The 21,045-nt window shown below is 57.4% G+C and carries 20 protein-coding genes; 17 read left to right on the top strand and 3 right to left on the bottom strand.

Features of this window, described 5'->3' with window-relative positions; all coding sequences use genetic code 11:
• Nucleotides 1-223: 223 nt before the first annotated feature.
• Nucleotides 224-1,078, bottom strand: coding sequence for an AraC family transcriptional regulator (locus KZZ06_RS03420; RefSeq protein ID WP_219578600.1), 855 nt, complete (start codon nt 1,076-1,078; stop codon nt 224-226).
• A gap of 86 nt (nt 1,079-1,164) precedes the next feature.
• On the bottom strand, nt 1,165-2,055 hold the full coding sequence (gene miaA / locus KZZ06_RS03415; RefSeq protein WP_219578599.1) for a tRNA (adenosine(37)-N6)-dimethylallyltransferase MiaA: 891 nt from the start codon (nt 2,053-2,055) through the stop codon (nt 1,165-1,167).
• Nucleotides 2,056-2,156: 101 nt separating this feature from the next.
• On the opposite strand from miaA, the gene pyrH reads away from it, so the two are divergent.
• The 13 genes from pyrH (at nt 2,157) to lpxB (ending at nt 14,239) form a co-directional block, all read left to right on the top strand.
• Nucleotides 2,157-2,885: a UMP kinase gene (gene pyrH / locus KZZ06_RS03410; protein WP_219578598.1), complete on the top strand. Its 729-nt coding sequence runs from the start codon at nt 2,157-2,159 to the stop codon at nt 2,883-2,885.
• Nucleotides 2,886-2,982: 97 nt separating this feature from the next.
• Nucleotides 2,983-3,546: a ribosome recycling factor gene (gene frr, locus KZZ06_RS03405; RefSeq protein WP_219578597.1), complete on the top strand. Its 564-nt coding sequence runs from the start codon at nt 2,983-2,985 to the stop codon at nt 3,544-3,546.
• Nucleotides 3,546-4,286 carry an isoprenyl transferase gene (locus KZZ06_RS03400; RefSeq protein WP_219578596.1) on the top strand — a complete coding sequence of 247 codons (741 nt, stop codon included), beginning with the start codon at nt 3,546-3,548 and terminating at the stop codon, nt 4,284-4,286. The genes frr and KZZ06_RS03400 overlap by 1 nt, the downstream gene beginning before the upstream one ends.
• Before the next feature lie 22 nt (nt 4,287-4,308).
• Complete coding sequence (locus tag KZZ06_RS03395) at nt 4,309-5,103, top strand: phosphatidate cytidylyltransferase (RefSeq protein WP_219578595.1); 795 nt, start codon at nt 4,309-4,311, stop codon at nt 5,101-5,103.
• Nucleotides 5,104-5,109: 6 nt separating this feature from the next.
• Nucleotides 5,110-6,285 carry a 1-deoxy-D-xylulose-5-phosphate reductoisomerase gene (gene dxr, locus KZZ06_RS03390; protein WP_219578594.1) on the top strand — a complete coding sequence of 392 codons (1,176 nt, stop codon included), beginning with the start codon at nt 5,110-5,112 and terminating at the stop codon, nt 6,283-6,285.
• Nucleotides 6,286-6,289: 4 nt separating this feature from the next.
• Nucleotides 6,290-7,642: an RIP metalloprotease RseP gene (rseP, locus tag KZZ06_RS03385; protein ID WP_219578593.1), complete on the top strand. Its 1,353-nt coding sequence runs from the start codon at nt 6,290-6,292 to the stop codon at nt 7,640-7,642.
• 134 nt (nt 7,643-7,776) lie between these two features.
• Nucleotides 7,777-7,902 carry a hypothetical protein gene (locus KZZ06_RS22435; RefSeq protein WP_257884174.1) on the top strand — a complete coding sequence of 42 codons (126 nt, stop codon included), beginning with the start codon at nt 7,777-7,779 and terminating at the stop codon, nt 7,900-7,902.
• Nucleotides 7,903-8,134: 232 nt separating this feature from the next.
• The gene (bamA, locus tag KZZ06_RS03380) at nt 8,135-10,402 is read left to right on the top strand and encodes an outer membrane protein assembly factor BamA (RefSeq protein ID WP_219578659.1); all 2,268 of its coding nucleotides are present in this window, start codon (nt 8,135-8,137) and stop codon (nt 10,400-10,402) included.
• Between the two features lie 46 nt (nt 10,403-10,448).
• Nucleotides 10,449-10,970: an OmpH family outer membrane protein gene (locus KZZ06_RS03375; protein ID WP_257884173.1), complete on the top strand. Its 522-nt coding sequence runs from the start codon at nt 10,449-10,451 to the stop codon at nt 10,968-10,970.
• Nucleotides 10,971-11,038: 68 nt separating this feature from the next.
• Nucleotides 11,039-11,497, top strand: coding sequence for a 3-hydroxyacyl-ACP dehydratase FabZ (fabZ, locus tag KZZ06_RS03370; RefSeq protein WP_219578591.1), 459 nt, complete (start codon nt 11,039-11,041; stop codon nt 11,495-11,497).
• Nucleotides 11,497-12,279 (top strand): acyl-ACP--UDP-N-acetylglucosamine O-acyltransferase, encoded by a 783-nt coding sequence (gene lpxA / locus KZZ06_RS03365; RefSeq protein ID WP_219578590.1) that lies wholly within the window; start codon nt 11,497-11,499, stop codon nt 12,277-12,279. Before fabZ ends, lpxA begins: the two co-directional genes overlap by 1 nt.
• Nucleotides 12,279-13,070 (top strand): LpxI family protein, encoded by a 792-nt coding sequence (locus tag KZZ06_RS03360; protein WP_219578589.1) that lies wholly within the window; start codon nt 12,279-12,281, stop codon nt 13,068-13,070. The genes lpxA and KZZ06_RS03360 overlap by 1 nt, the downstream gene beginning before the upstream one ends.
• A complete protein-coding gene (gene lpxB, locus KZZ06_RS03355; protein WP_219578588.1) occupies nt 13,067-14,239 on the top strand; it encodes a lipid-A-disaccharide synthase in 1,173 nt (390 codons plus the stop codon). Before KZZ06_RS03360 ends, lpxB begins: the two co-directional genes overlap by 4 nt.
• Nucleotides 14,240-14,289: 50 nt before the next feature.
• Here lpxB and mnmA read toward each other — a convergent pair whose 3' ends face one another.
• Nucleotides 14,290-15,432 (bottom strand): tRNA 2-thiouridine(34) synthase MnmA, encoded by a 1,143-nt coding sequence (gene mnmA, locus KZZ06_RS03350; protein WP_219578587.1) that lies wholly within the window; start codon nt 15,430-15,432, stop codon nt 14,290-14,292.
• 134 nt (nt 15,433-15,566) lie between these two features.
• Between mnmA and KZZ06_RS03345 the strand changes: the two genes are divergently transcribed.
• From KZZ06_RS03345 to recG, 4 genes are all read left to right on the top strand, one after another.
• Nucleotides 15,567-15,845: a DUF1153 domain-containing protein gene (locus tag KZZ06_RS03345; protein WP_219578658.1), complete on the top strand. Its 279-nt coding sequence runs from the start codon at nt 15,567-15,569 to the stop codon at nt 15,843-15,845.
• Nucleotides 15,846-15,944: 99 nt separating this feature from the next.
• Nucleotides 15,945-16,664, top strand: a complete 720-nt coding sequence (ctrA, locus tag KZZ06_RS03340) for a response regulator transcription factor CtrA (RefSeq protein WP_219578586.1) — start codon at nt 15,945-15,947, stop codon at nt 16,662-16,664.
• A gap of 84 nt (nt 16,665-16,748) precedes the next feature.
• Entirely contained in the window at nt 16,749-18,869 is a 2,121-nt protein-coding gene (gene ligA, locus KZZ06_RS03335) for an NAD-dependent DNA ligase LigA (RefSeq protein WP_219578585.1), read from the top strand.
• Complete coding sequence (gene recG / locus KZZ06_RS03330; protein ID WP_219578584.1) at nt 18,866-20,956, top strand: ATP-dependent DNA helicase RecG; 2,091 nt, start codon at nt 18,866-18,868, stop codon at nt 20,954-20,956. Before ligA ends, recG begins: the two co-directional genes overlap by 4 nt.
• Nucleotides 20,957-21,045: the final 89 nt, after the last annotated feature.

Here is a 21,045-nt window from a genome sequence, read left to right as displayed (position 1 = left end):
AGACGGAATACGCCCAACCGGATCTCGGGCACCTTGGCCCTTGTTGATTGTCGGCGCAGCACATCACTCAAGCCTTTGGCTAATCACGCGTGTTGCATATCTCCCTTGGTGCTCATTATCTGCATAATAGAACCACAGCGGCACCTTCTTGTGCCCCTATGAGGCACAAGAAAGCACTGCAGGTCAATGTTGGCTTTCGGCGTTTAAGCGATTAAATGCGACATCAGGCAATTCTATCCGCGACATCGGCGACAGCGCGGGGGGGTGCATTGCCCTGCAAAGGCAGGCCCTGATTGGCGGCACGCAACTTGCTGGGGGGCCTTCCGGTATGCTGTTGAATAAATCGTGTAAAATAGGCGGCCGATCCAAATCCAAGCTGCTGCGCAATGCTTTGGGCTGAATGTTCGGTCGTGGTCAGCAGATCGCGCGCCTCATAGACCACGCGTTCGGTCAGGATATCAGCGGCGGTCTTTCCTGTGGCGGCTTTAACCGCACGGGTCAGGTGGGTGGGGGTCACCCCCAGCACATCGGCATAGGTGGCCATCGGTACGCCGGTTGCGAAACGTTCCGACACCATTTTGCAGAACCGTGCGCTTAACCGGATGCCGGCGCTGATGTGGTCGGGCACATGTTCGTCTTGCATGATTTGACGCCGCAGCCAGACCGACATCAGTGCGGCATGCGCTTCGAGCGCCTGACTGGAAAGAGAGCGGGGCGCTTGTTGTTCGCGTTGTGCAGCCTCGATCAGGCCGGTCAGCTCTGACTGGGCGCGCACATCCCTGATCCGCAGATGGCGGGGCATATGGGGCAGGTTCAACTGCGTGCCGTCAGGAATGACCACCGCCTGACCAAACCCTTGCCGGCCCAATTCGATAGAAAACAATGAACCGGCGGGCACGAAAATCGCGTTATGTGCGCCCAGACCGCGCCGCTGTCCGTCCAGCTGCAACAGGCCTTGGCCCCGGGTGATCCATATAAGCAGGTGTGATTGGTAGTCATGCGACAAAAACAATCGCCAGTCTTGCCCCTGCGAAAGTTGCGCCAACGACAGTATTTGAACCACACCATTACTAATCATAGAAAACCATCACAATAATTATACTCAAAATGAGTATTATACACTTATGTGGCGAATTAAAGTCATGTTTGTGATATTTTATGCCACTATGATGGTACGTATTTCCGCCACATTTTGGCGTTCTTCCGAAGCCACGTCCGCTGACGTTTCGCATATTGCCGCGTTGCAATAATGGCGTCTTCGCGCGCCGCGTCCAAGGTCAGGTGCCCGTCAAGATAGGCCATCAGCTCGGGCACGCCGATGGCGCGGTGCGCGGGCAGCTCGGGGTCATAGTGCGGGCGCACGGCGGCAACCTCGTCCAGCGCCCCTTGGTCCAACATCTGGTCAAAGCGTTGGACAATGCGGCTGTTCAGCCAGTCTTTGTCGGCATCAACGGCAATGGCGGTGCAGCCCGTCAGGGGCAGCAGCGGCGGCGGCGTGTCATCCTGCCATTGTGCCAATCCGCGCCCCGTTGTGGTCAACACTTCCCATGCGCGCTGCACCCGCATCGGGTTGTTCAGATCCAAACGAGCGGAAGTTAGCGGATCAAGCTGGGCGATCATTTCGTCACGCGTCATGGCCTGCGCCGCAGCGCGAACGGGTTCAGGGATGGCGGGAATATCGGCCAGCCCTTGGGTCAACGCGCCGAAATACAACCCTGTGCCGCCGACGATAATCGGCCTGATGCCTTGCTGCAAAATCCCCGTCACTTCGCGTAACCAGTGGCCGACGGAATAGGGCTGATCTGCGGAAATATGGCCGTATAACAGATGCTTGGCACGTGATTCTTCGGATGCCGATGGCCGTGCCGAAATCACCCGCCAACAGTCGTAGACCTGGCTGGCATCGGCATTCACGACCACACCGCCTTGGGTTTCAGCCAGCGCCAAAGCCAGCGCAGATTTTCCCGACGCGGTGGGCCCTGCGATCAACACAGGCAGGGCAGGATCGGTAGATGCGATCACAGCATCGATAGACGTAAGGGAAGTTTGCGGCATTTCTTTGCGTGGACCTTTGACGGAGCATTGAACATTTCTGCTATTTGCGACATTTTACAGCGCAATGAAAACCCTTCTCTCACCCTCGAAAGGTGCCCCCCATGACAGATGACCTCCCTAAAGTGACATTCAAACGGGTGATGCTCAAGATTTCGGGAGAGGCATTGATGGGCGATCAGGGATTTGGCCTGCATCCACCAACGGTTCAACGCATCGCACGCGAAGTAAAATCCGTCCATGATCTGGGCGTCGAGATTTGTATGGTCATCGGCGGCGGCAACATCTTTCGCGGCCTTCAGGGCAGCGCCCAAGGGATGGAGCGTACGACGGCTGACTATATGGGAATGCTTGCCACAGTGATGAACGCGCTGGCCATGCAATCCGCGCTTGAGGAACTAGACATCCACACCCGCGTGATTTCCGCGATCACCATGAACGAAGTGGCCGAGCCCTATATCCGCCGCCGCGCCGTGCGCCACCTTGAGAAAAAGCGCGTGTGCATTTTTGCCGCCGGCACCGGTAACCCGTATTTCACGACCGACACCGCAGCGACCCTGCGCGCCAATGAAATGGCCTGCGAAGCGATCTTTAAAGGCACCAAGGTTGACGGCGTATACGACAAAGACCCCGCAAAATTCGACGACGCCAAGCGCTATGACACTGTCAGCTATGACGATGTGCTGCAAAAGCGGTTGGGGGTCATGGATGCGTCGGCCATCGCACTGGCGCGCGACAACAACCTGCCGATCATCGTGTTCTCGCTCGACGAGCCGGGCGGTTTCCGCGGGATTTTGGCGGGTCAGGGCACCTATACCCGCGTCCAAGGCTAACGCGGGATCAAAACCGGGGGCTGCTCTCTATACAAATGGGGGGCGATGCCGCTATATCGATTGAAATATAAACAGTTACACAACCACCGGGGACATCATGTCAGACGATTTTATGTTGGATACCGACGACCTTCAGCGCCGCATGGATGGTGCAATTGCTTCGTTGCGCACTGAATTTGCATCTTTGCGCACAGGCCGCGCGTCGGCGTCCATGTTGGAGCCCGTGATGGTGGATGCCTACGGGACCAAGACGCCAATCAATCAGGTTGGCACGGTCAACGTACCTGAACCACGAATGGTTACGATCAATGTCTGGGACAAGGGGCTGGTCGGCAAAGTCGAAAAAGCGATCCGCGAATCTGGTCTGGGCATTAACCCGCAGCTAAACGGCACCATCATCATGCTGCCGATCCCCGAGCTGAACGAAGAACGCCGCACGCAGTTGACCAAGGTTGCGGGCCAGTACAGCGAAAACGCCCGCGTTTCCATTCGCAACATCCGCCGCGACGGCATGGACCAGATCAAAAAGGCCAAGGCCGATGGCATGTCCGAAGATGATCAAAAGGTCTGGGAAGGCGAAGTTCAGGATCTGACAAACAAATACATCGCCATGATCGATGATCAGCTTGAGACGAAACAAGCCGAGATCATGCAGGTCTGATGCCTTCTGCGTCTCACCCATCGTCCGAGCTGGTTCCAGGGGCGCCACGGCATGTGGCAATCATTATGGATGGCAATGGCCGTTGGGCGACGCAGCGCGGTCGTCCACGGTTGATGGGCCATCACGCAGGTGCCAAGCGCGTCCGCGAGATTGTCGAAGCCTGCCAATCCTTTGGCGTGGAATACCTGACGATTTTTGCCTTTTCGACCGAGAATTGGAAGCGGACCCAAACCGAGGTTGCCGGGCTGATGAGCCTGTTTCGGATGTATATTGCCAAGGAAACAAGGGCGCTCAAGGCCCGTGGCGTGCGGGTGCGGTTCATCGGGGATCGGGTCAAGCTGGACGACAAGCTGATCAAGCTGATGAACGATCTTGAGCGTGAAACCGAACATAACACCCGCACCCATCTGACAATCGCCCTGAATTACGGTGGCCGCGACGAGGTCGCCCGCGCGACCAAACGGCTGGCCAAGGATGTCGCCGCCGGGCTGCTTGACCCCGATGACGTGGACGAGGAAACGCTGCCGCGCTATCTGGACACCCATGTGCTGCCGGACCCAGATCTGGTGATCCGCACCAGCGGAGAGGCGCGGATTTCCAACTTTCTGCTATGGCAATCCGCCTATGCGGAATATGAATTTATCGACACGCTCTGGCCGGATTTCTCGAAGGAAGAATTTGGTAAGCTTTGCGCGTCATTTGGCTGTAGGGACCGTCGTTTTGGTGCCGTGAAACCATGACCGGTACAAAAGGACGTATCCTATGACAGGAACTTCGGAAAAGTGGTCTGACCTTGCTGCGCGGTTGGGATCGGCGATCGCAATGATCGCGATCGGCCTTGGCGGTATTGCGATGGGCGGGCCAATTTTTCACGTCTTGGTGGCGATCATTTGCGGCCTGATGGCGTGGGAACTTGTCGGGATGTTGAACCCCGACCGCCCGCAGGTCAAAATCCAGATGGGCCTGCTGGTGGGCGGCGCGACGCTCGCGGCGATCTATTTGCCGATGGGGTTTGCCTTGCCCGTTCTGCTGGCCCCGGCGCTGGTCGGCTTTGGGCAGCTTGAAAAACACCGCACGATTTTCATGTGTTTTACCGTCATGATCATGCTCGCCGGCTTTGGCCTGTCGCAAATTCGCGATGGATATGGCTTTGGCTGGATGATGTGGCTGGTGTTGGTGGTCGTGATCACCGACGTGTTCGGGTATTTCGCGGGCCGCGCCATCGGCGGGCCTAAATTCTGGCCCCGCGTCAGCCCCAAGAAAACATGGTCGGGCACCGCCGCAGGCTGGGTCGGGGCCGCAATCGTGGGCTATCTGTTTTCGCTCAACACAGGCATCGGGATGCAGCTGGTCGGTGTTTCTGTCGCAGTCTCCATGGCGTCGCAAATGGGTGATATGGCCGAATCCGGTATGAAGCGGCGGGTAGGGGCCAAGGACAGCTCGAACCTGATCCCCGGCCATGGCGGTTTGCTGGACAGGTTTGACGGCATGTTGGGCGCGGCGTTGTTCTTGCTGATCATCGGCCAGTTCCTGACCATCACCCCGACCTTGAACTGATCCCATATGAAACGGCGTGTAAGTATCTTCGGGGCCACCGGCTCCATCGGGCAAAATACCATTGATCTGATCCGGCGTGCGCCTGAGGATTATGACGTTGTGGCCCTGACCGGTGCTGGCAATATTGCGCAGCTTGCGGCAGATGCCAAAGAACTGGGCGCAGATATTGCGATCACTGCCCATGACACGCTGTTGGATGATCTGCGCGATGCCTTGCAGGGCAGTGGGGTCAAAGCCGCAGCCGGTGCCAATGCCATCCGCGAGGCCGCGACCCGTCCTGCGGATTGGGTGATGTCGGCCATCATCGGCGCCGCAGGGCTGGTGCCTGGCATCGAGGCGCTGAAACAAGGGGCGACGCTGGCGCTGGCCAACAAGGAATCGCTGGTCTGTGCGGGTCGGCTGATACTTGAAACCGCCCAAACTCACGGTGCCGCAATCCTGCCCGTAGACAGCGAACATTCCGCGATATTTCAGGCCCTGATCGGCGAGGACATGGCCGCCGTCGAGCGGATCATCATTACCGCCAGCGGCGGCGCATTTCGTGATTGGCCGATTGAAAAGCTGGCGGATGCCACGCTGGATCAGGCGTTGAACCATCCCAACTGGGATATGGGGCCGCGGATCACCATCGACAGCGCATCAATGTTCAACAAGGCGATGGAAGTTATTGAAACACATGAGTTTTTCAATATAGACGCTGCACGAATCGAAGTGTTGGTGCACCCGCAATCCATGATCCATGCCTTAGTCGGTTTTAATGACGGCGCGCTGATGGCCCATGTGGGACCACCTGACATGCGCCACGCCATCGGCTTTGCCCTGCATCACCCGCACCGCAAACCGCTACCCGTGGAACGGCTTGATCTTGCCAAGATCGGCAGCTTCGAATTCCGCACCCCCGACGAGACGCGCTGGCCCGCATTGCGGCTGGCCCGCGAGGTGATGGAACGTGGCGGCATGGCGGGCGCTGTTTTCAACGCCGCCAAGGAAACCGCGCTGGATGGATTTATCGACGGGCGCTTGCGGTTTCAGCAAATGGCCGAGGTCGTTGAAGACACATTGACCCAGCTAAATTCCGATGCCGGCCTGATTGATGCGACCATGACCCTTGATAACGTCGCGCAGGTGGACCATCTGGCAAGGCAGGCAGCACAAACCATAATCAACAAAAGGGCAGCATAGCGTTTTGGACATTTTTGCACTGATACCCCAATTTAGCGGTCTGATCTGGACTTTGCTGGCCTTTGTCGTTGCGCTGTCTGTGATCGTCGCGATCCATGAATACGGCCACTATATCGTGGGGCGCTGGTCGGGGATTCACGCAGATGTGTTTTCGCTCGGGTTCGGGCCGGTGCTGTACAGCCGCGTCGATAAACGGGGCACCGTTTGGCAGATCGCGGCACTTCCGTTCGGGGGGTATGTGAAATTTGCAGGCGACGCGAATGCCGCCTCGGGCAAGGATGACGCCGCGATGGAGGCCGCACAGGCCGATCCCGTCCGCTTGCGCAGCACGATGCACGGTGCCCCGCTGTGGGCGCGTGCCGCGACGGTTGCCGCAGGCCCGTTGTTCAATTTTGCCATGTCGATTATCATTTTCACCGTGATAGCCTTGCAGGTTGGTGTCGCCAAGGACCCGCTGACCGTGGGCGAATTACGCGCATTGCCGTTCGAGGAGTCACAGCTGAAAACGGGTGATGAAATCCTGTCGGTTGCGGGAATTCCGATCCCGTCGGCGGATGATGCCACCGCATATTCCGCCGCGTTTGATGCGATCCCGCTGGGTCAGCCGCTGTATTACGACGTGATGCGCGACGGCCAGCAGATGACCGTGCCCGGCCCCTATATCATGCCGACATTGGTCAAACAGGTCATGCCACAATCCGCCGCATATGAGGCTGGTTTGGTGGCGGGCGACGTGATCACCGGTGTTGATGGCGTGCCGATCTTTGCCTTTAGCCAGCTCAAGAAATTTGTCGAGGCGTCCGAGGGGCGGGCGTTGTTGCTGACCGTATGGCGCGACGGCGAAACCCTTGAGTTCACCATGAAGCCCAAGGTCATTGACGAGCCGCAGCCTGACGGCAGTTTCAAATCGCAAACGCGGATCGGCATTGCGGGTGGCACGGCCTTTGATGCTGCGACAACATCGCCCGGTGTGCTTGATGCGCTGTGGGCTGGCGTGACCAATACTGGCCGGATCATTCAGGGGTCGATATCCGGCCTCAAGCACATGATTATCGGTGACATCAGTACCTGTAACCTGTCCGGCCCGGTTGGAATCGCCCAAACCTCGGGCGCTATGGCATCGCAAGGCGCGCAATCGTTCATCTATTTTATCGCGGTGTTGTCCACGGCGGTCGGCCTTTTGAACCTGTTCCCGATCCCTGCGTTGGATGGCGGCCATCTGGTGTTTTACGCCTATGAGGCCGTGACCGGCAAACCACCAAGCGATGGCGCATTGCGGATATTGATGACCATTGGTCTGACGCTGGTGCTGGGCCTGATGGTCTTTGCCCTTGGGAACGATATTTTCTGCCCTTAGGGCGGGGAATACACGTCGATCACAGCGTAAATATAGCTTGAATAGCTAACGCGCCACAATGTTGCCACAATTCGCGGAAAATTTCGCCTTATTTGATGTCTATACGCTTTGTCATACAAGCGAGGGGATATCTCATGAATGCCATCAAATCGAAATACCGCGGGCTCGGGCTTTTGGTTGATCTGAACTGGGATCGTGGCCTTTACTTGGGTGCATTGGCGTTTGCACTGGCAGCAGGGGCCTACCTCGGCTCTGCTTAAGCTGCATCGCCTCATACAATCTGATCTCAAAGCAAGCCGATTGAAGCCCTGATTTAAAGGGGTTCATCGGCTTCTTGTTTTTGACAACCGGTGTTAATTTGTCTAATCAGATTCAAAATAGAATTAAATACAGGTGTAGAAGATGGCGCATGAAAACGGGTTGGGCAATTCTGCCCAAAAGTCGGCGGTAAAGCCATTTTCAAGATCGCTTCGCAGCGCTTCATTTTGTGTAATGCTGTCAGTGGCTTGGCTCGTTCCTGGATCGCAGTCGCAGGCCCAAGAATACCAGTTCAGTACAATTCAGATCGAAGGCAACAACCGGATCGGTGACAGCGCCGTTCTAAGCCGTGCCGGAATCGCCCGGGGTCGCGCTGTATCGGGTGGTCAGTTGAACGACGCCTACCAAAACCTGCAGGCCAGCGGTCTGTTTGAATCGGTTACGATTGAACCGCGCGGCGGCACCTTGGTGATCACCGTTGTTGAATACCCCACGATCAACCGCATCAGCTTTGAGGGGAACGCCCGGATCAAAGACGAAGCGCTGGCCGCCATGATCGGGTCGGACGCACGCCGCGTCTTTAACCCTACGCAGGCCGAAAAAGACGCCAATTCGATTGCCGAAGCCTATAGCAATGATGGCCGCATTTCAGCGCGGGTACAGCCCAAGGTCATCCGCCGCAGCCAGAACCGTGTTGATCTGGTGTTTGAAATCTTCGAAGGCGACAACGTCGAAATCGAACGTCTGAGCTTTGTCGGCAACCGTATCTATTCCGACCGCCGCTTGCGCCGCGTGCTGGGGACAAAACAGGCAGGCCTGTTCCGGTTCTTGATCAAGCGCGACACATTCGTAGCGCAGCGCACGGATATCGACCGGCAAATGTTGCGCGACTTCTATAACTCGCGCGGCTATGTCGACATGCGCATTTCCGCAGTTAACGCGCAGCTGACCGAAGAACGGGACGGGTATTTCGTTCAGTTCAACATCCAAGAAGGCCAGCAATTCAAATTTGGCGATATCTCGGTAACGTCGACAATCAACGGTGTTGATCCTGCCGTCTACCGCAACATTGTCAAAGTCAAATCCGGTGGTGTGTATTCACCCACGGTGGTTGAAACCGATATCGCACGAATGGAACGCCAGGCGATCCGCGACGGCATCGATTTCATGCGGATCGAACCCGTCATCAAACGCAATGATCGCGATCTGACCCTGGATGTGGAATACCGCATTACCCGTGGCCCGCGTGTTTTTGTTGAACGCATCGACATCGAAGGCAACACAACAACGATGGACCGTGTTGTCCGCCGCCAGTTTGACAGCGTAGAGGGCGACCCGTTCAACCCGCGTGAAATCCGCGCCAGCGCCGAACGTATCCGCGCGCTTGATTATTTCGAAACCGCAGACGTCAACGCCCGCGAGGGATCAAGCCCCGAGCAGGTGGTGATTGACGTTAACGTCGAAGAAAAACCAACCGGTTCCTTGAACTTTGGTGGCTCGTTCTCATCGACCGACGGGGTTGGTGTCGCGATCAGCTTTGCCGAGGATAACTTCTTGGGCCGTGGTCAGAAACTGAACCTGACCGTCAGCACCGCCGAAGATGCAAAGCGCTATGGCATCGGTTTCATCGAACCCAGCCTGCTGGGCCGCGACGTGGCCTTTGGCTTGAACCTTGATTACGCTGAGACTAATTCGTCCTACGCAACTTTTGACTCCGAGCGTTTGAATTTCAGCCCCAGCCTGACATTCCCGGTCAGCGAAAATGGCCGCCTGCAACTGCGCTATACCTTTGAAGATTTTGAGATGATTGCCCGCGACCCGACAGAGCATGGGCCGGTGATTGGCAATGATATCGCGGTTGGCGCGCAAACTGCGTCTTCGCTTGGCTATACCTACAGCTATGACACGCGCCGGTCCGGCATCGACCCGACAACGGGTATATTGCTGCAATTCGGTCAGGATTTCGCCGGTTTGGGCGGCGATGCAAAATTCGTCAAAACAACAGCCAAGGTTGTTGGCGAAAAGCAGGTCCTGAACGAGGAAGTCACCTTGCGGGCCACCCTTGAAGGGGGCGCATTGGCCTGGAACAGCGGCACCAACCGTGTTGTTGACCGCTTTTTGCTGGGGCCATCGATCATGCGCGGGTTTGAATCCGGCGGTATCGGCCCACGTGACCAAAGCGGCACGTTTGACGACGCGCTTGGCGGTAACCTGTATGTGGTTGCCCGGTTCGAGGCTGAATTCCCCATTGGTCTGCCCGAAGAGTACGGCATCAACGGCGGTCTGTTCTATGATGTGGGCAACCTTTGGGATCTGTCCGACGTGGACACGACAGGTGGCTCGATTGTGGGGGCAGACGGTGCTTTCCGTCACGTGATCGGCGTGTCCTTGTTCTGGGAAACACCCGTGGGGCCGTTGCAGTTCAACGTATCCAAGGCCCTGAAAAAGGAAGACTACGATCAGGAACAAACGTTCGAAGTTACCCTAAGAACGCAGTTCTAATCGCAAGATGCGTCTGAAAAGACTTATAATATGCTTGGTCCCGGCTTTGTCACTTTTGACAGGGCCGGGATTTTCGCAACAGGTCGACACACCTGTGGTCCGGACCTTGATCCAAAGTCCGATCCTTACCATTGATTCCGATCGCGTGTTTAACGAAAGCGCCTTTGGCCTGCGGGTTGCGTCTGAAATCGACGCCGAAAGCGCGAAATTATCGGCCGAGAACCGCAAGATTGAAAAAGATCTCGAGACAGAAGAAGAGCGGCTGACCGCGCTGCGTAAGACAATGAATGCCGAAGCCTTTCGTGCGCTGGCCAATGCCTTTGACGAAAAGGTGCAGCAGACACGTCTGACCCAAGCCGCCAAAAGCCGCGCGCTGAACGATCTTGTGGATCAAGAGCGCGAGGTGTTTCTGGACGCGGCAAGCCCGGTTCTGGAAAAGTTGATGCGCGACACAGGTGCGGCGGTGATCCTTGAACGGCGGTCGGTTTTCGTAAGCGCCAACGCCATCGACATCACAAATCAGGCGATCGCACGCCTGAATGCATCCGTGGGCAGCGGCAAAGACTAGACCGCCCGCTTGCTCAAGTGCTGCAATATTGCTAGCCAGACATAGTTTTTCAAAAGACAGGACCCGCAATGACTGACACCCTGCCAAGCGCTGACATCCAGATGATCCAGCGGATCATTCCCCATCGTTACCCGTTTTTGCTGGTCGATAAGGTGGTTGATATCCAAGGCACAGAAAGCGCCGTGGGCCTGAAAAACGTGACCATGAACGAACCGCATTTTCAGGGGCATTTCCCCGGCATGCCGATCATGCCCGGTGTCACAATCATCGAGGCGATGGCACAAACCGCTGCTGTGATGGTCGGTGTGACGCTTGAGATGGCGGATAAGGAAATGAAGGTTTACTTCATGGCCATCGACAAATGTAAATTCCGCCGCAAGGTCATTCCCGGCGACGTTCTGCGGATGGAGCTGAAAACCCTGCGCGGCAAGCCGGGCGGCAAGGTATGGCGCTTTGGCGGTGTGGCCAGCGTCGAAGGCGAGATGGCTGCCGAAGTCGAATTCACAGCCATGATGGACATGTCCTGATGGGCCATATTCACCCAAGTGCGGTTATCGAAGAGGGCGCGCAGATTGACCCGTCGGCCACGGTCGGCCCGTTTTGCGTCGTTGGCCCTCAGGTCGTGCTGCATGCGGATGCCGTTCTGAAATCCCACGCCATCGTTACCGGCCAAACCGAGGTCGGCGAGGGCACGGTTATCTTTCAGTTCGCGGTGATCGGTGAAATCCCGCAGGATTTGAAATTCAAGGGCGAGGCCAGCCGTCTGGTGATTGGCAAGCGCAACCGCATCCGCGAACATGTGACCATGAACTGCGGCACCGAAGGCGGTGGTGGGCTGACCAAGATCGGTGATGACGGCCTGTTTATGGCGGGCTGCCACGTGGCGCATGATGCCATTCTGGGCGACCGTGTGATCATGGCCAACAGCAGCGCCGTTGCAGGGCACTGTATCATTGATGACGACGTTATCATCGGCGGGCTTGCGGGTATCCATCAGTTCGTGCGCATCGGCCACGGGGCCATCATCGGTGCCGTGACCATGGTGACCAATGACGTGATCCCGTACGGTCTGGTGCAGGCACCACGCGGTGCCTTGGATGGGCTGAACCTTGTCGGGTTAAAGCGGCGTGGCGTTGCCCGCAGCGACATCACAGCATTGCGGGCCGCGTTCCAGATGTTGGCGCAGGGCGAAGGCACGTTCCACGACCGCGCGCAGCGGTTGGGCGATGAGACAGAAAGCGATTACGTCCGCGAAATCGTCGAATTTGTCATGGCCGACACGGGCCGTCACTTTCTGACGCCGGGCTGATGCTGGCGCTGATCGCGGGGGGCGGCGGACTGCCCCAAAGGGTGGCAGCGACGCAGGCAGACCTGCCGCTTGTCTGTGCCTACGAGGATGTGCCGGTTGAGGGTTTGACGCCCGCGTTGACCTTTCGGCTGGAAACCCTTGGTAGTTTGATCAAGGCGCTGAAAGACAAGGGAATTACCCGCGTTTGTTTCTGTGGCAGCGTGCCACGCCCGCGTTTTGACCCGTCAAAGCTGGACGCCGATACGATGCCGCTTGTGCCGCTGTTTCAAAAAGCGTTGGCGGCAGGCGACGACGGTGCCCTGCGGGTGTTGATCGACATATTCGAACAGGCCGGCATGACGGTTATTGCCGCCCATGATCTGGCACCTGATCTGCTTGCGCAGCCCGGCGTTCTGGGCGCGCACGGTCCTGACGCCGCGATGGAGCAAGACGCCGCGCGTGCCGCCCAAGTGGTCGCGACCCTTGCGCCTTTGGACATCGGACAGTGCTGCGTTGTTGGCGGCGCTCAGGTGTTCGGGATCGAGGCAATCGGCGGCACGGATCATCTGTTGGCCACCTTGCCAGAGCGGGTGAAAACCTCGCGCGCCATCCTGTTCAAAGGGCCGAAACCCGGCCAAAGCCGTCTGATCGACATGCCTACGATTGGGCCCGCGACGATCAAGGCCGCCCATAATGCGGGCCTTTCCGGTGTCGTGATCGCCGCAGGCGGGGTGATTGTGCTAGAGCCTGAACGCTGTGTGACCCTTGCCGATGAGCTGGGGCTGGTTCTTTGGGCGCGGGCACCGGAATGAAGGTGTTTATCATCGCGGGCGAACCGTCCGGGGATCGCTTGGGTGGTGCCTTGATGGCCGGGCTGAAATCCCTGCGCCACGATGTGACGTTTGAAGGGATCGGCGGCAGCGACATGACCGCCGAAGGGCTGGAAAGCCGGTTCGACATGTCCGAACTGTCAGTCATGGGCATCGCCGAGATTTTGCCGAAATACCGCGCGCTGATGGCCCGGATCAACGAGACTGCCGAGGCCGTGATCGCCGCGCGGCCGGATGTGATGATCACCATCGACAGCCCCGATTTTTCCCTGCGCGTGGCCAAGCGGGTCAAGGCGAAATCTGATATTCGCACGGTTCACTATGTCGCTCCCACAGTCTGGGCATGGCGCCCCGGTCGGGCCAAAAAGATGGCGCGCTATGTTGATCATGTGCTCGCACTGTTCCCGTTCGAACCGCCGTTGATGCAGGCCGAAGGGATGGATTGCGACTTTGTCGGGCATCCGGTTGTGGCCGAACCCGTGGCGACGCAGGACCAAGCGCAAACGTTTCGTTCGGAATTCGGGATTGGCGACGCGCCGATGTTGATGGTTCTGCCCGGATCGCGGCGGTCTGAGGTGGCCAAGCTGTCGGGTGTATTTGGCGATGCCGTGGCGCAATTTGCCAAAGGCGTGCCCGATCTGCGCGTTGTCATCCCCGCAGCAGGCCCCGTTGCCGATGCGGTGCTTGAGGCCTGTCAGGATTGGGAGGTCACGCCGGTAGTCCTTGATCCGCGCGGGCTAAGCCGTGAGGACGCGCAGACGCGCAAGCTGGCCGCATTTCGGGCGGCCGATCTGGCACTGGCCGCATCTGGCACGGTTTCGTTGGAATTGGCGGCAGCCGCGACCCCGATGGTCATTGCCTACCGCATGCATTGGCTAAGCTTTCGTTTGATCAAGGCGATGGCGCTGATCGATACAGTGACCTTGGTGAATTTGGTGTCTGACACCCGCGTCGTGCCCGAGTTTCTGGGCCCTGACTGTACGCCGGATCAGATCGCAGGCGGATTGGCGGCAGTATTTGAAGCACCGGATGCCCAGAAAGACGCAATGGCGCTGACCATGGCACGGTTGGGGCAGGGCGGTGAGGCACCCGGTTTGCGCGCGGCGCGGGCTGTTTTGGACCGGATGGCGGTGGTTTCACGGGACGAATGAGGGGCGCTGCCCCTCAAACTCCCCGGGATTTTAGTCCATTTGGAAATAGTTTAGTCTTTGTGGATCCATCCACCGCCGTAGATCCGTGAGCTTTCGGGATCATAAAACACGCAGGCTTGGCCTGGGGAAACGCCTTCCTCTGGTACCAGCAATTCAACCTCGGCTGTGGTGTCGCTGATCGGGCGCAGGATTGCGTCGATCGGCGGGCGGGTGGAGCGTACTTTGACGGCGATCGGCCATTCGAATTTTGACATCAGCGGCGTGTCGCCCAGCCAGTTGATCTCGCGCAGGGGGACCGTGCGGGTGGCCAGCATGGATTTCGGGCCGACGACGACTTGGGCCTTGTCGGCGTCCAGACGGACCACGTAAAGCGGATCGGCGAGGCCACCAATGCCGAGCCCGCGACGTTGGCCGATGGTATAGTTGATGACCCCGTCGTGGCGCGCCAAAACGTTGCCGTCTGTGTCGACGATATCACCGGGGTTTGCGGCCTCGGGGCGCAGTTTACGGATCACTGCTGCATAGTCGCCATTGGGAACAAAACAGATGTCTTGGCTGTCGGGTTTATCCGCCACGCTCAGCCCGTATTTTTCTGCCAGCGCGCGCGTATCGTTCTTGGAGGGCAAGTGTCCCAAGGGAAAACGCAGGTAATCGAGCTGTTCTGGTGTGGTGGAGAACAGGAAATAGCTTTGATCGCGGTTCGCATCGGCAGCACAGTGTAGTTCGGCACCGTTTTCGCCCATCTTGCGTTGGATATAGTGGCCCGTCGCCATGCAATCGGCGTCCAGATCCTTGGCGGTTTCAAGCAGGTCTTTGAACTTTACCCGTTCATTGCAGCGAATGCAGGGAACCGGCGTCGCACCGCCCAGATAGCTGTCGGCAAATTCGTCGATGACCGCGTCTTTGAACACGTTTTCGTAATCGAGCACATAATGCGGGAAACCCATGTCTTCGGCCACGCGACGTGCGTCGTGAATGTCGATGCCCGCACAGCACGCGCCCTTTTTCGACAAGGCCGCACCATGGTCGTAAAGCTGCAAGGTAACGCCTACGACATCATAGCCTTCCTCGGCCAGCATAGCGGCCACGACCGAGCTGTCGACGCCGCCTGACATGGCAACAACGACACGTGTATCGGCCGGGGCTTTTGCAAAGCCCAATGAGTTCAACGGCGGGGTGCGATCGAGTGGCATGACAATTCTCCGGGAGGTTTGATGCGATATATAAGAAAATGCGCCGTATTCTCAAGGGGGCACTTCATTTGTCCTTAAGGCTGCCGATTAACAATCGCTTTTATTACTGGGATTGGTGAATGGTGGTAAATGTTATGTATTTAAAGAAAGTCGATGGGCCGCGGGCGGTCACATTACCGGATGGGACAACGTTCAGTCACGCTGATTTACCGGATCGGACGACCCGAAGATGGGTTGCATCGCGCAAAGCGGCGGTGGTGCGCGGGGTCGTCTATGGATTGATTAGTCAATCTGATGTATTTGAGAGGTACAGCATCAGCGAGGATGAGTTCCTTGAGTGGGTTCGTGCTGTGTCAGAGCATGGGGAGGCTGCCTTGCGTACGACGGCATTGCAAAAATACAGACAACTGTAAGTTGTTTGATTGCGGGTAGTATGCTATTAACGTGTGATTAATTGTTTTTGTCCACGGTATGTTTTGGTAGAGCAAAGAATTAAGTAGCGGAGAAACCGAATGCGCGTATTGCTGGTAGAAGACGATCCAACAACCTCAAAAAGCATCGAAATGATGCTGACACACGCCAATTTGAATACCTATGCGACAGATTTGGGGGAGGAAGGGATCGATCTGGCAAAGCTGTACGATTACGATCTTATTCTGCTTGATCTGGACCTGCCCGACATGAACGGCCACGAAGTGTTGCGCCAGCTTCGGCTCAGCCGAATTGAAACGCCTATTCTCATTCTGTCGGGGTCCGATGATACCGAAAGCAAGATCAAAGGTTTTGGGTTCGGTGCCGATGATTATCTGACAAAGCCGTTTCATCGCGAAGAACTGGTGGCGCGCATTCACGCAATTATCCGACGGTCCAAGGGGCATTCGCAGTCTGTGATCAACACAGGGCAGATTTCGGTCAACCTGGATGCGAAAACCGTGACGGTGGACAAGAAAACCGTGCACCTGACGGGCAAAGAATACCAGATGTTCGAACTGCTTAGCCTGCGCAAGGGTACGACGTTGACCAAAGAGATGTTCCTGAACCATCTGTATGGCGGCATGGACGAGCCGGAGTTAAAGATTATTGACGTCTTTATCTGCAAGCTTCGCAAAAAGCTGAGCGTCGCAACTGGCGGTGAAAACTATATCGAAACCGTGTGGGGCCGTGGCTATGTTTTGCGCGACCCGGAACCGGCTGCGATGTCGGGGCAAGAAAAGATGGCTGTCGGCCTTTGACCCGCTTGGCGTGATATCTGCTAGACCTGCCAAAGATGCCTGCGTATTTATGCACCAGTAGAGACAGTAGACTGGGGCAGTGCGTTGAATTCAGATATCGCGGTTCAAGAATTGACGGAAACCCAAGCACGGGATGAGTTACATAAACTTGCGGCCATCCTAAACCAGGCCAACGTCGACTATCACGGCAAGGACGCGCCCCGGATCAGCGATGCGGAATATGATCGCCTCAAACTGCGTAATGCGCAGATTGAGGAACGGTTCCCATCCCTCAAGCGGTCAGACAGCCCCAGTGAGCAGATCGGGGCAGGGCCGTCCGACGGGTTCTCCAAGGTCAAGCACGCGGTTGCGATGTTATCGCTGTCCAACGCCTTTGATGACGAAGATGTGATCGATTTTGATGCGCGTGTCCGAAAGTATTTGGGGCTGTCGCAGGATTCAGCGCTTGAATACACAGCCGAGCCAAAGATCGACGGTTTGTCACTCTCCCTTCGGTACGAGCAGGGCGTATTGGTACAGGCGGCAACGCGGGGCGACGGGGCGGTTGGCGAAAATGTAACGGCAAATGCCAAAACCGTCGCCAATATCCCCCAAAAGCTGGACGGTGCCCCCGACCTGATTGAGGTGCGCGGCGAGGTTTATATGAGCCACGCCGACTTTGACGCGCTGAACACACGCCAACTGGCCAATGGCGGCAAACCATTTGCCAATCCGCGCAATGCTGCGGCGGGGTCTCTGCGTCAGTTGGATGCCGAGATCACCCGCGCGCGCCCGCTCAAGTTTTTTGCCTATGCATGGGGGGCGTTGTCTGCCCCGCTGTCGGATACGCAGTATGGTGCGATCAAGCAGCTTGAGGCGTTTGGGTTTTCGGTCAATGCGCTGACGGCAATCTGCAAGACGCCTCAGGATTTGATCGACCACTACGCGATGATCGAGGAACAGCGCGCGACGCTTGGCTACGATATTGATGGCGTGGTCTACAAAACAAACGATCTGTCGTTACAAGAACGCTTGGGCTTTCGATCAACAACACCGCGTTGGGCCATCGCACATAAATTTCCGGCTGAACTCGCTTGGACGCGGCTGGAAGACATCACCATTCAGGTGGGTAGAACCGGTGCATTGTCGCCTGTTGCGCGGCTGAAACCCGTCACGGTCGGCGGTGTTGTGGTTTCAAATGCGACCCTTCACAACGAGGATTACATCAAAGGGCTGGATAGCAAAGGCAACAAGATCCGCGACGGAAAAGACATTCGCATCGGAGATTGGGTGCAGGTGTATCGTGCAGGCGATGTAATCCCTAAAATTGCCGATACTGATCTCACCAAACGCCCGGCAGAGTCCGAGCCCTATGAATTCCCGACGAGATGCCCCGAATGCGGCAGCGATGCGATCCGTGAAGACGGCGATGCCGTGCGCCGCTGCACGGGCGGGCTGATTTGCCCGGCGCAAGCTGTGGAAAAACTTAAGCATTTTGTGTCTCGTGCGGCCTTTGATATCGACGGCCTAGGTGCAAAACAGGTCGAACAGTTCTATACGGATGGCTGGATCGCTGAGCCTGCGGATATCTTTACCCTGCAAGCACGCTTTGGCAGCGGGATGCAGCAGTTGAAAAACCGCGAAGGCTGGGGTGAAAAATCCGCTGAGAAGCTATTTCAAGCGATTGAGGATAAACGAAAAATACCGCTCTCTCGTTTGATTTTTGCACTGGGTATACGTCACGTTGGCGAAGCCGCGTCAAACCTTGTGGCCCAGCATTACACCACATGGGATGCGTTCGAGGCCGCGATCGCCCAAGCGGCACCCATGGAAGGACCTGCATGGGATGATCTGATTGGCGTCGATGGCGTGGGTGCGGTGATGGCGCAATCCTTGGTGAACAGTTTTGCCCAAGAGGCCGAGCGTGCGTCAATCGACAGGCTCGTAAGAGAATTAACCATTCAAGAGACCACACGCCCGTCCACCGAAGGATCACCCGTCGCTGGGAAAACGATCGTGTTCACCGGAACACTCGAGAAAATGAGCCGTGCTGAAGCCAAAGCGCGCGCCGAGCGACTCGGGGCGAAAGTATCAGGATCGGTCAGCGCCAAAACGGACATTTTGGTTGCAGGCCCAGGGGCCGGATCCAAGGCGAAAAAGGCGACTGATCTGGGGATCAAAACGTTGAACGAAGACGAATGGCTTGACCTGATTGCGGGCCTATGACGGGCCGGCCTGAAGCCCTTTTCCCGCTGTTTTCTGGGCTTGAAACTCTTGAAGGGGTTGGGCCGAAAACGGCACAGCATTTCGCCCAGCTGAACATCCTGGCACCGCGTGACCTGCTGTTTACATTGCCTTATTCCGGGATCGACCGGCAGTTACAGGCGACTGTCAAAGACGCGGTTTTGCCTGCTACCGTCACGGTGGCGATCACCGTCGGCCAACACCGCGCCGCGGCGAATAAAACCGGCGCTTACCGCATCCATGTCGAAGATTCGCAGACATCGTTCCAGTTGGTGTTCTTTCATGCGCGCGGTGATTATTTGAAACGCCAATTACCCGAAGGGTCGCGCCGCATTGTGTCGGGGCGGGTCGAATTATTCGACGGAATGGCGCAGATGGTGCACCCTGATTTTATGGTCGCCGAGGATGAAGCCGATCAAATTCCGAGCTTTGAGCCGGTGTATCCTTTAACCAGCGGGATCACGCAAAAGCTGATGTACAAGGCCACGCGCGCGACTTTGACTCGGGTGCCTGCATTCGACGAATGGATTGACCCGTCGCAGAAATCCAAGGCTGGCTGGCCGGATTTCAATACCGCCATCCACGCCGCCCATGACCCTGAAACAATGGCAGATTTGTCTGCAACAGCCCCGGCGCGCGAACGGTTGGCCTATGATGAATTCATGGCGCATCAGTTAACGCTGGCATTGGCGCGGGCCAAGGAACGGCGCAAAAAGGGCAGGCCCAGCAAGGGCACCGGCGCGTTGCAGGGTCGGGTTTTGGCGGCGTTGCCCTATAAACCCACGGGCGCGCAGACCCGCGCGATTGCGGAAATCGCGGCGGACATGGCGAGCCCGCAGCGCATGAACCGGTTGTTGCAAGGTGATGTGGGCGCGGGCAAGACGTTGGTGGCCTTTATGGCGCTGCTTGCCGTCGTTGAATCCGGCGGGCAGGGTGTCCTGATGGCGCCGACAGAAATCCTTGCGCGTCAACATCTTGAGGGGCTACAGCCGCTCGCAGAACAGGCCTGCGTCGTTCTGGAAATCCTGACAGGCCGCGACAAGGGTGCCGAACGGCGGGCCAAGCTGACCGCCTTGGCCAGCGGTGCGATCCAGATTTTGGTTGGCACGCATGCGGTGTTTCAGGCCGATGTCAGCTTTGCCGATTTGCGGCTTGCGGTGGTCGATGAACAGCACCGTTTTGGCGTGCGCCAGCGGCTTGAGTTGGGGCAAAAGGGCCACCTGGCGGATGTTTTGGTCATGACGGCAACGCCGATCCCGCGGTCCCTCGCGCTTGCGCAATACGGCGATATGGATGTGTCGGTATTGGATGAAAAGCCCGCCGGGCGTAAACCGATCCGCACCGCGCTGATCAGTACGGATCGCATCCCCGAAGTGGTTGAACGCCTGCGCGCGGCCGTCCACGAAGGGCGGCAATGCTATTGGGTTTGTCCGCTGGTCGAGGAAAGCGAGGTCAGCGATCTGATTGCCGCCGAAGAACGGTTCAAGCGTTTGCGCGCGACACTGGGCGAAGGTGTTGTCGGGCTGGTGCACGGCCAAATGCCACCCTCGGACAAAGACGCGGCGATGCGCGCCTTTCAGAACGGAGAAACCAAGGTGCTGGTCGCGACGACCGTGATCGAGGTCGGCGTTGACGTGCCCAATGCCAGCATCATCGTGGTGGAACGCGCCGAAAGCTTTGGCTTGGCGCAGTTGCACCAGTTGCGCGGGCGTGTCGGGCGGGGGCAGGCGGAATCGACCTGTTTGCTGCTGTACAAGGCACCGCTAAGTGAGACAGGCCAGCAACGGCTGGAGGTTTTGCGCGAAACTGAAGATGGTTTTGTGATTGCCGAAACCGATCTGAAAATGCGCGGGACCGGCGATTTGATCGGGACGGCGCAATCCGGCGTTCCGCGTTTCCGGGTCGCTGATATGGAACGCCAAGCCGGTTTGATGCAAACCGCCCAATCGGACGCCCGCAAATTGCTTGCAGATGACCCTGAACTGGCCTCTCCACGGGGGCGGGCCGCGCGCATGCTACTTTGGTTGATGCGCCAAGATGAGGCGATCCGTTTAATTACAGTGGGTTAGGCATTTTTCACGCATTTTGTTCACAAATGTTCTCATAAAGTTCTTTACAGAACCTTAAATAAATGAGAACAAAGGAGCAACAAAGAGTG

It is taken from the genome of Sulfitobacter sp. CW3 (assembly GCF_019392245.1).
GTDB lineage: Bacteria > Pseudomonadota > Alphaproteobacteria > Rhodobacterales > Rhodobacteraceae > Sulfitobacter.
The sequence above is the reverse complement of the archived record's forward strand: the minus strand, read 5'-3'. Positions and strand labels throughout refer to the sequence as shown.

Excerpts from the sequence above, each read along its gene's own strand:
- KZZ06_RS03360 (WP_219578589.1), top strand. The coding sequence starts at position 12,279 with ATGCTGGCGCTGATCGCGGGGGGCGGCGGACTGCCCCAAAGGGTGGCA.
- KZZ06_RS03395 (WP_219578595.1), top strand. The coding sequence starts at position 4,309 with ATGACAGGAACTTCGGAAAAGTGGTCTGACCTTGCTGCGCGGTTGGGA.
- pyrH (WP_219578598.1), top strand. The coding sequence starts at position 2,157 with ATGACAGATGACCTCCCTAAAGTGACATTCAAACGGGTGATGCTCAAG.
- fabZ (WP_219578591.1), top strand. The coding sequence starts at position 11,039 with ATGACTGACACCCTGCCAAGCGCTGACATCCAGATGATCCAGCGGATC.
- frr (WP_219578597.1), top strand. The coding sequence starts at position 2,983 with ATGTCAGACGATTTTATGTTGGATACCGACGACCTTCAGCGCCGCATG.
- miaA (WP_219578599.1), bottom strand. The coding sequence starts at position 2,055 with ATGCCGCAAACTTCCCTTACGTCTATCGATGCTGTGATCGCATCTACC.
- lpxB (WP_219578588.1), top strand. The coding sequence starts at position 13,067 with ATGAAGGTGTTTATCATCGCGGGCGAACCGTCCGGGGATCGCTTGGGT.
- lpxA (WP_219578590.1), top strand. The coding sequence starts at position 11,497 with ATGGGCCATATTCACCCAAGTGCGGTTATCGAAGAGGGCGCGCAGATT.
- KZZ06_RS22435 (WP_257884174.1), top strand. The coding sequence starts at position 7,777 with ATGAATGCCATCAAATCGAAATACCGCGGGCTCGGGCTTTTGGTTGAT.
- KZZ06_RS03420 (WP_219578600.1), bottom strand. The coding sequence starts at position 1,078 with ATGATTAGTAATGGTGTGGTTCAAATACTGTCGTTGGCGCAACTTTCG.
- recG (WP_219578584.1), top strand. The coding sequence starts at position 18,866 with ATGACGGGCCGGCCTGAAGCCCTTTTCCCGCTGTTTTCTGGGCTTGAA.
- ctrA (WP_219578586.1), top strand. The coding sequence starts at position 15,945 with ATGCGCGTATTGCTGGTAGAAGACGATCCAACAACCTCAAAAAGCATC.
- mnmA (WP_219578587.1), bottom strand. The coding sequence starts at position 15,432 with ATGCCACTCGATCGCACCCCGCCGTTGAACTCATTGGGCTTTGCAAAA.
- KZZ06_RS03345 (WP_219578658.1), top strand. The coding sequence starts at position 15,567 with ATGTATTTAAAGAAAGTCGATGGGCCGCGGGCGGTCACATTACCGGAT.
- bamA (WP_219578659.1), top strand. The coding sequence starts at position 8,135 with ATGCTGTCAGTGGCTTGGCTCGTTCCTGGATCGCAGTCGCAGGCCCAA.
- dxr (WP_219578594.1), top strand. The coding sequence starts at position 5,110 with ATGAAACGGCGTGTAAGTATCTTCGGGGCCACCGGCTCCATCGGGCAA.
- KZZ06_RS03400 (WP_219578596.1), top strand. The coding sequence starts at position 3,546 with ATGCCTTCTGCGTCTCACCCATCGTCCGAGCTGGTTCCAGGGGCGCCA.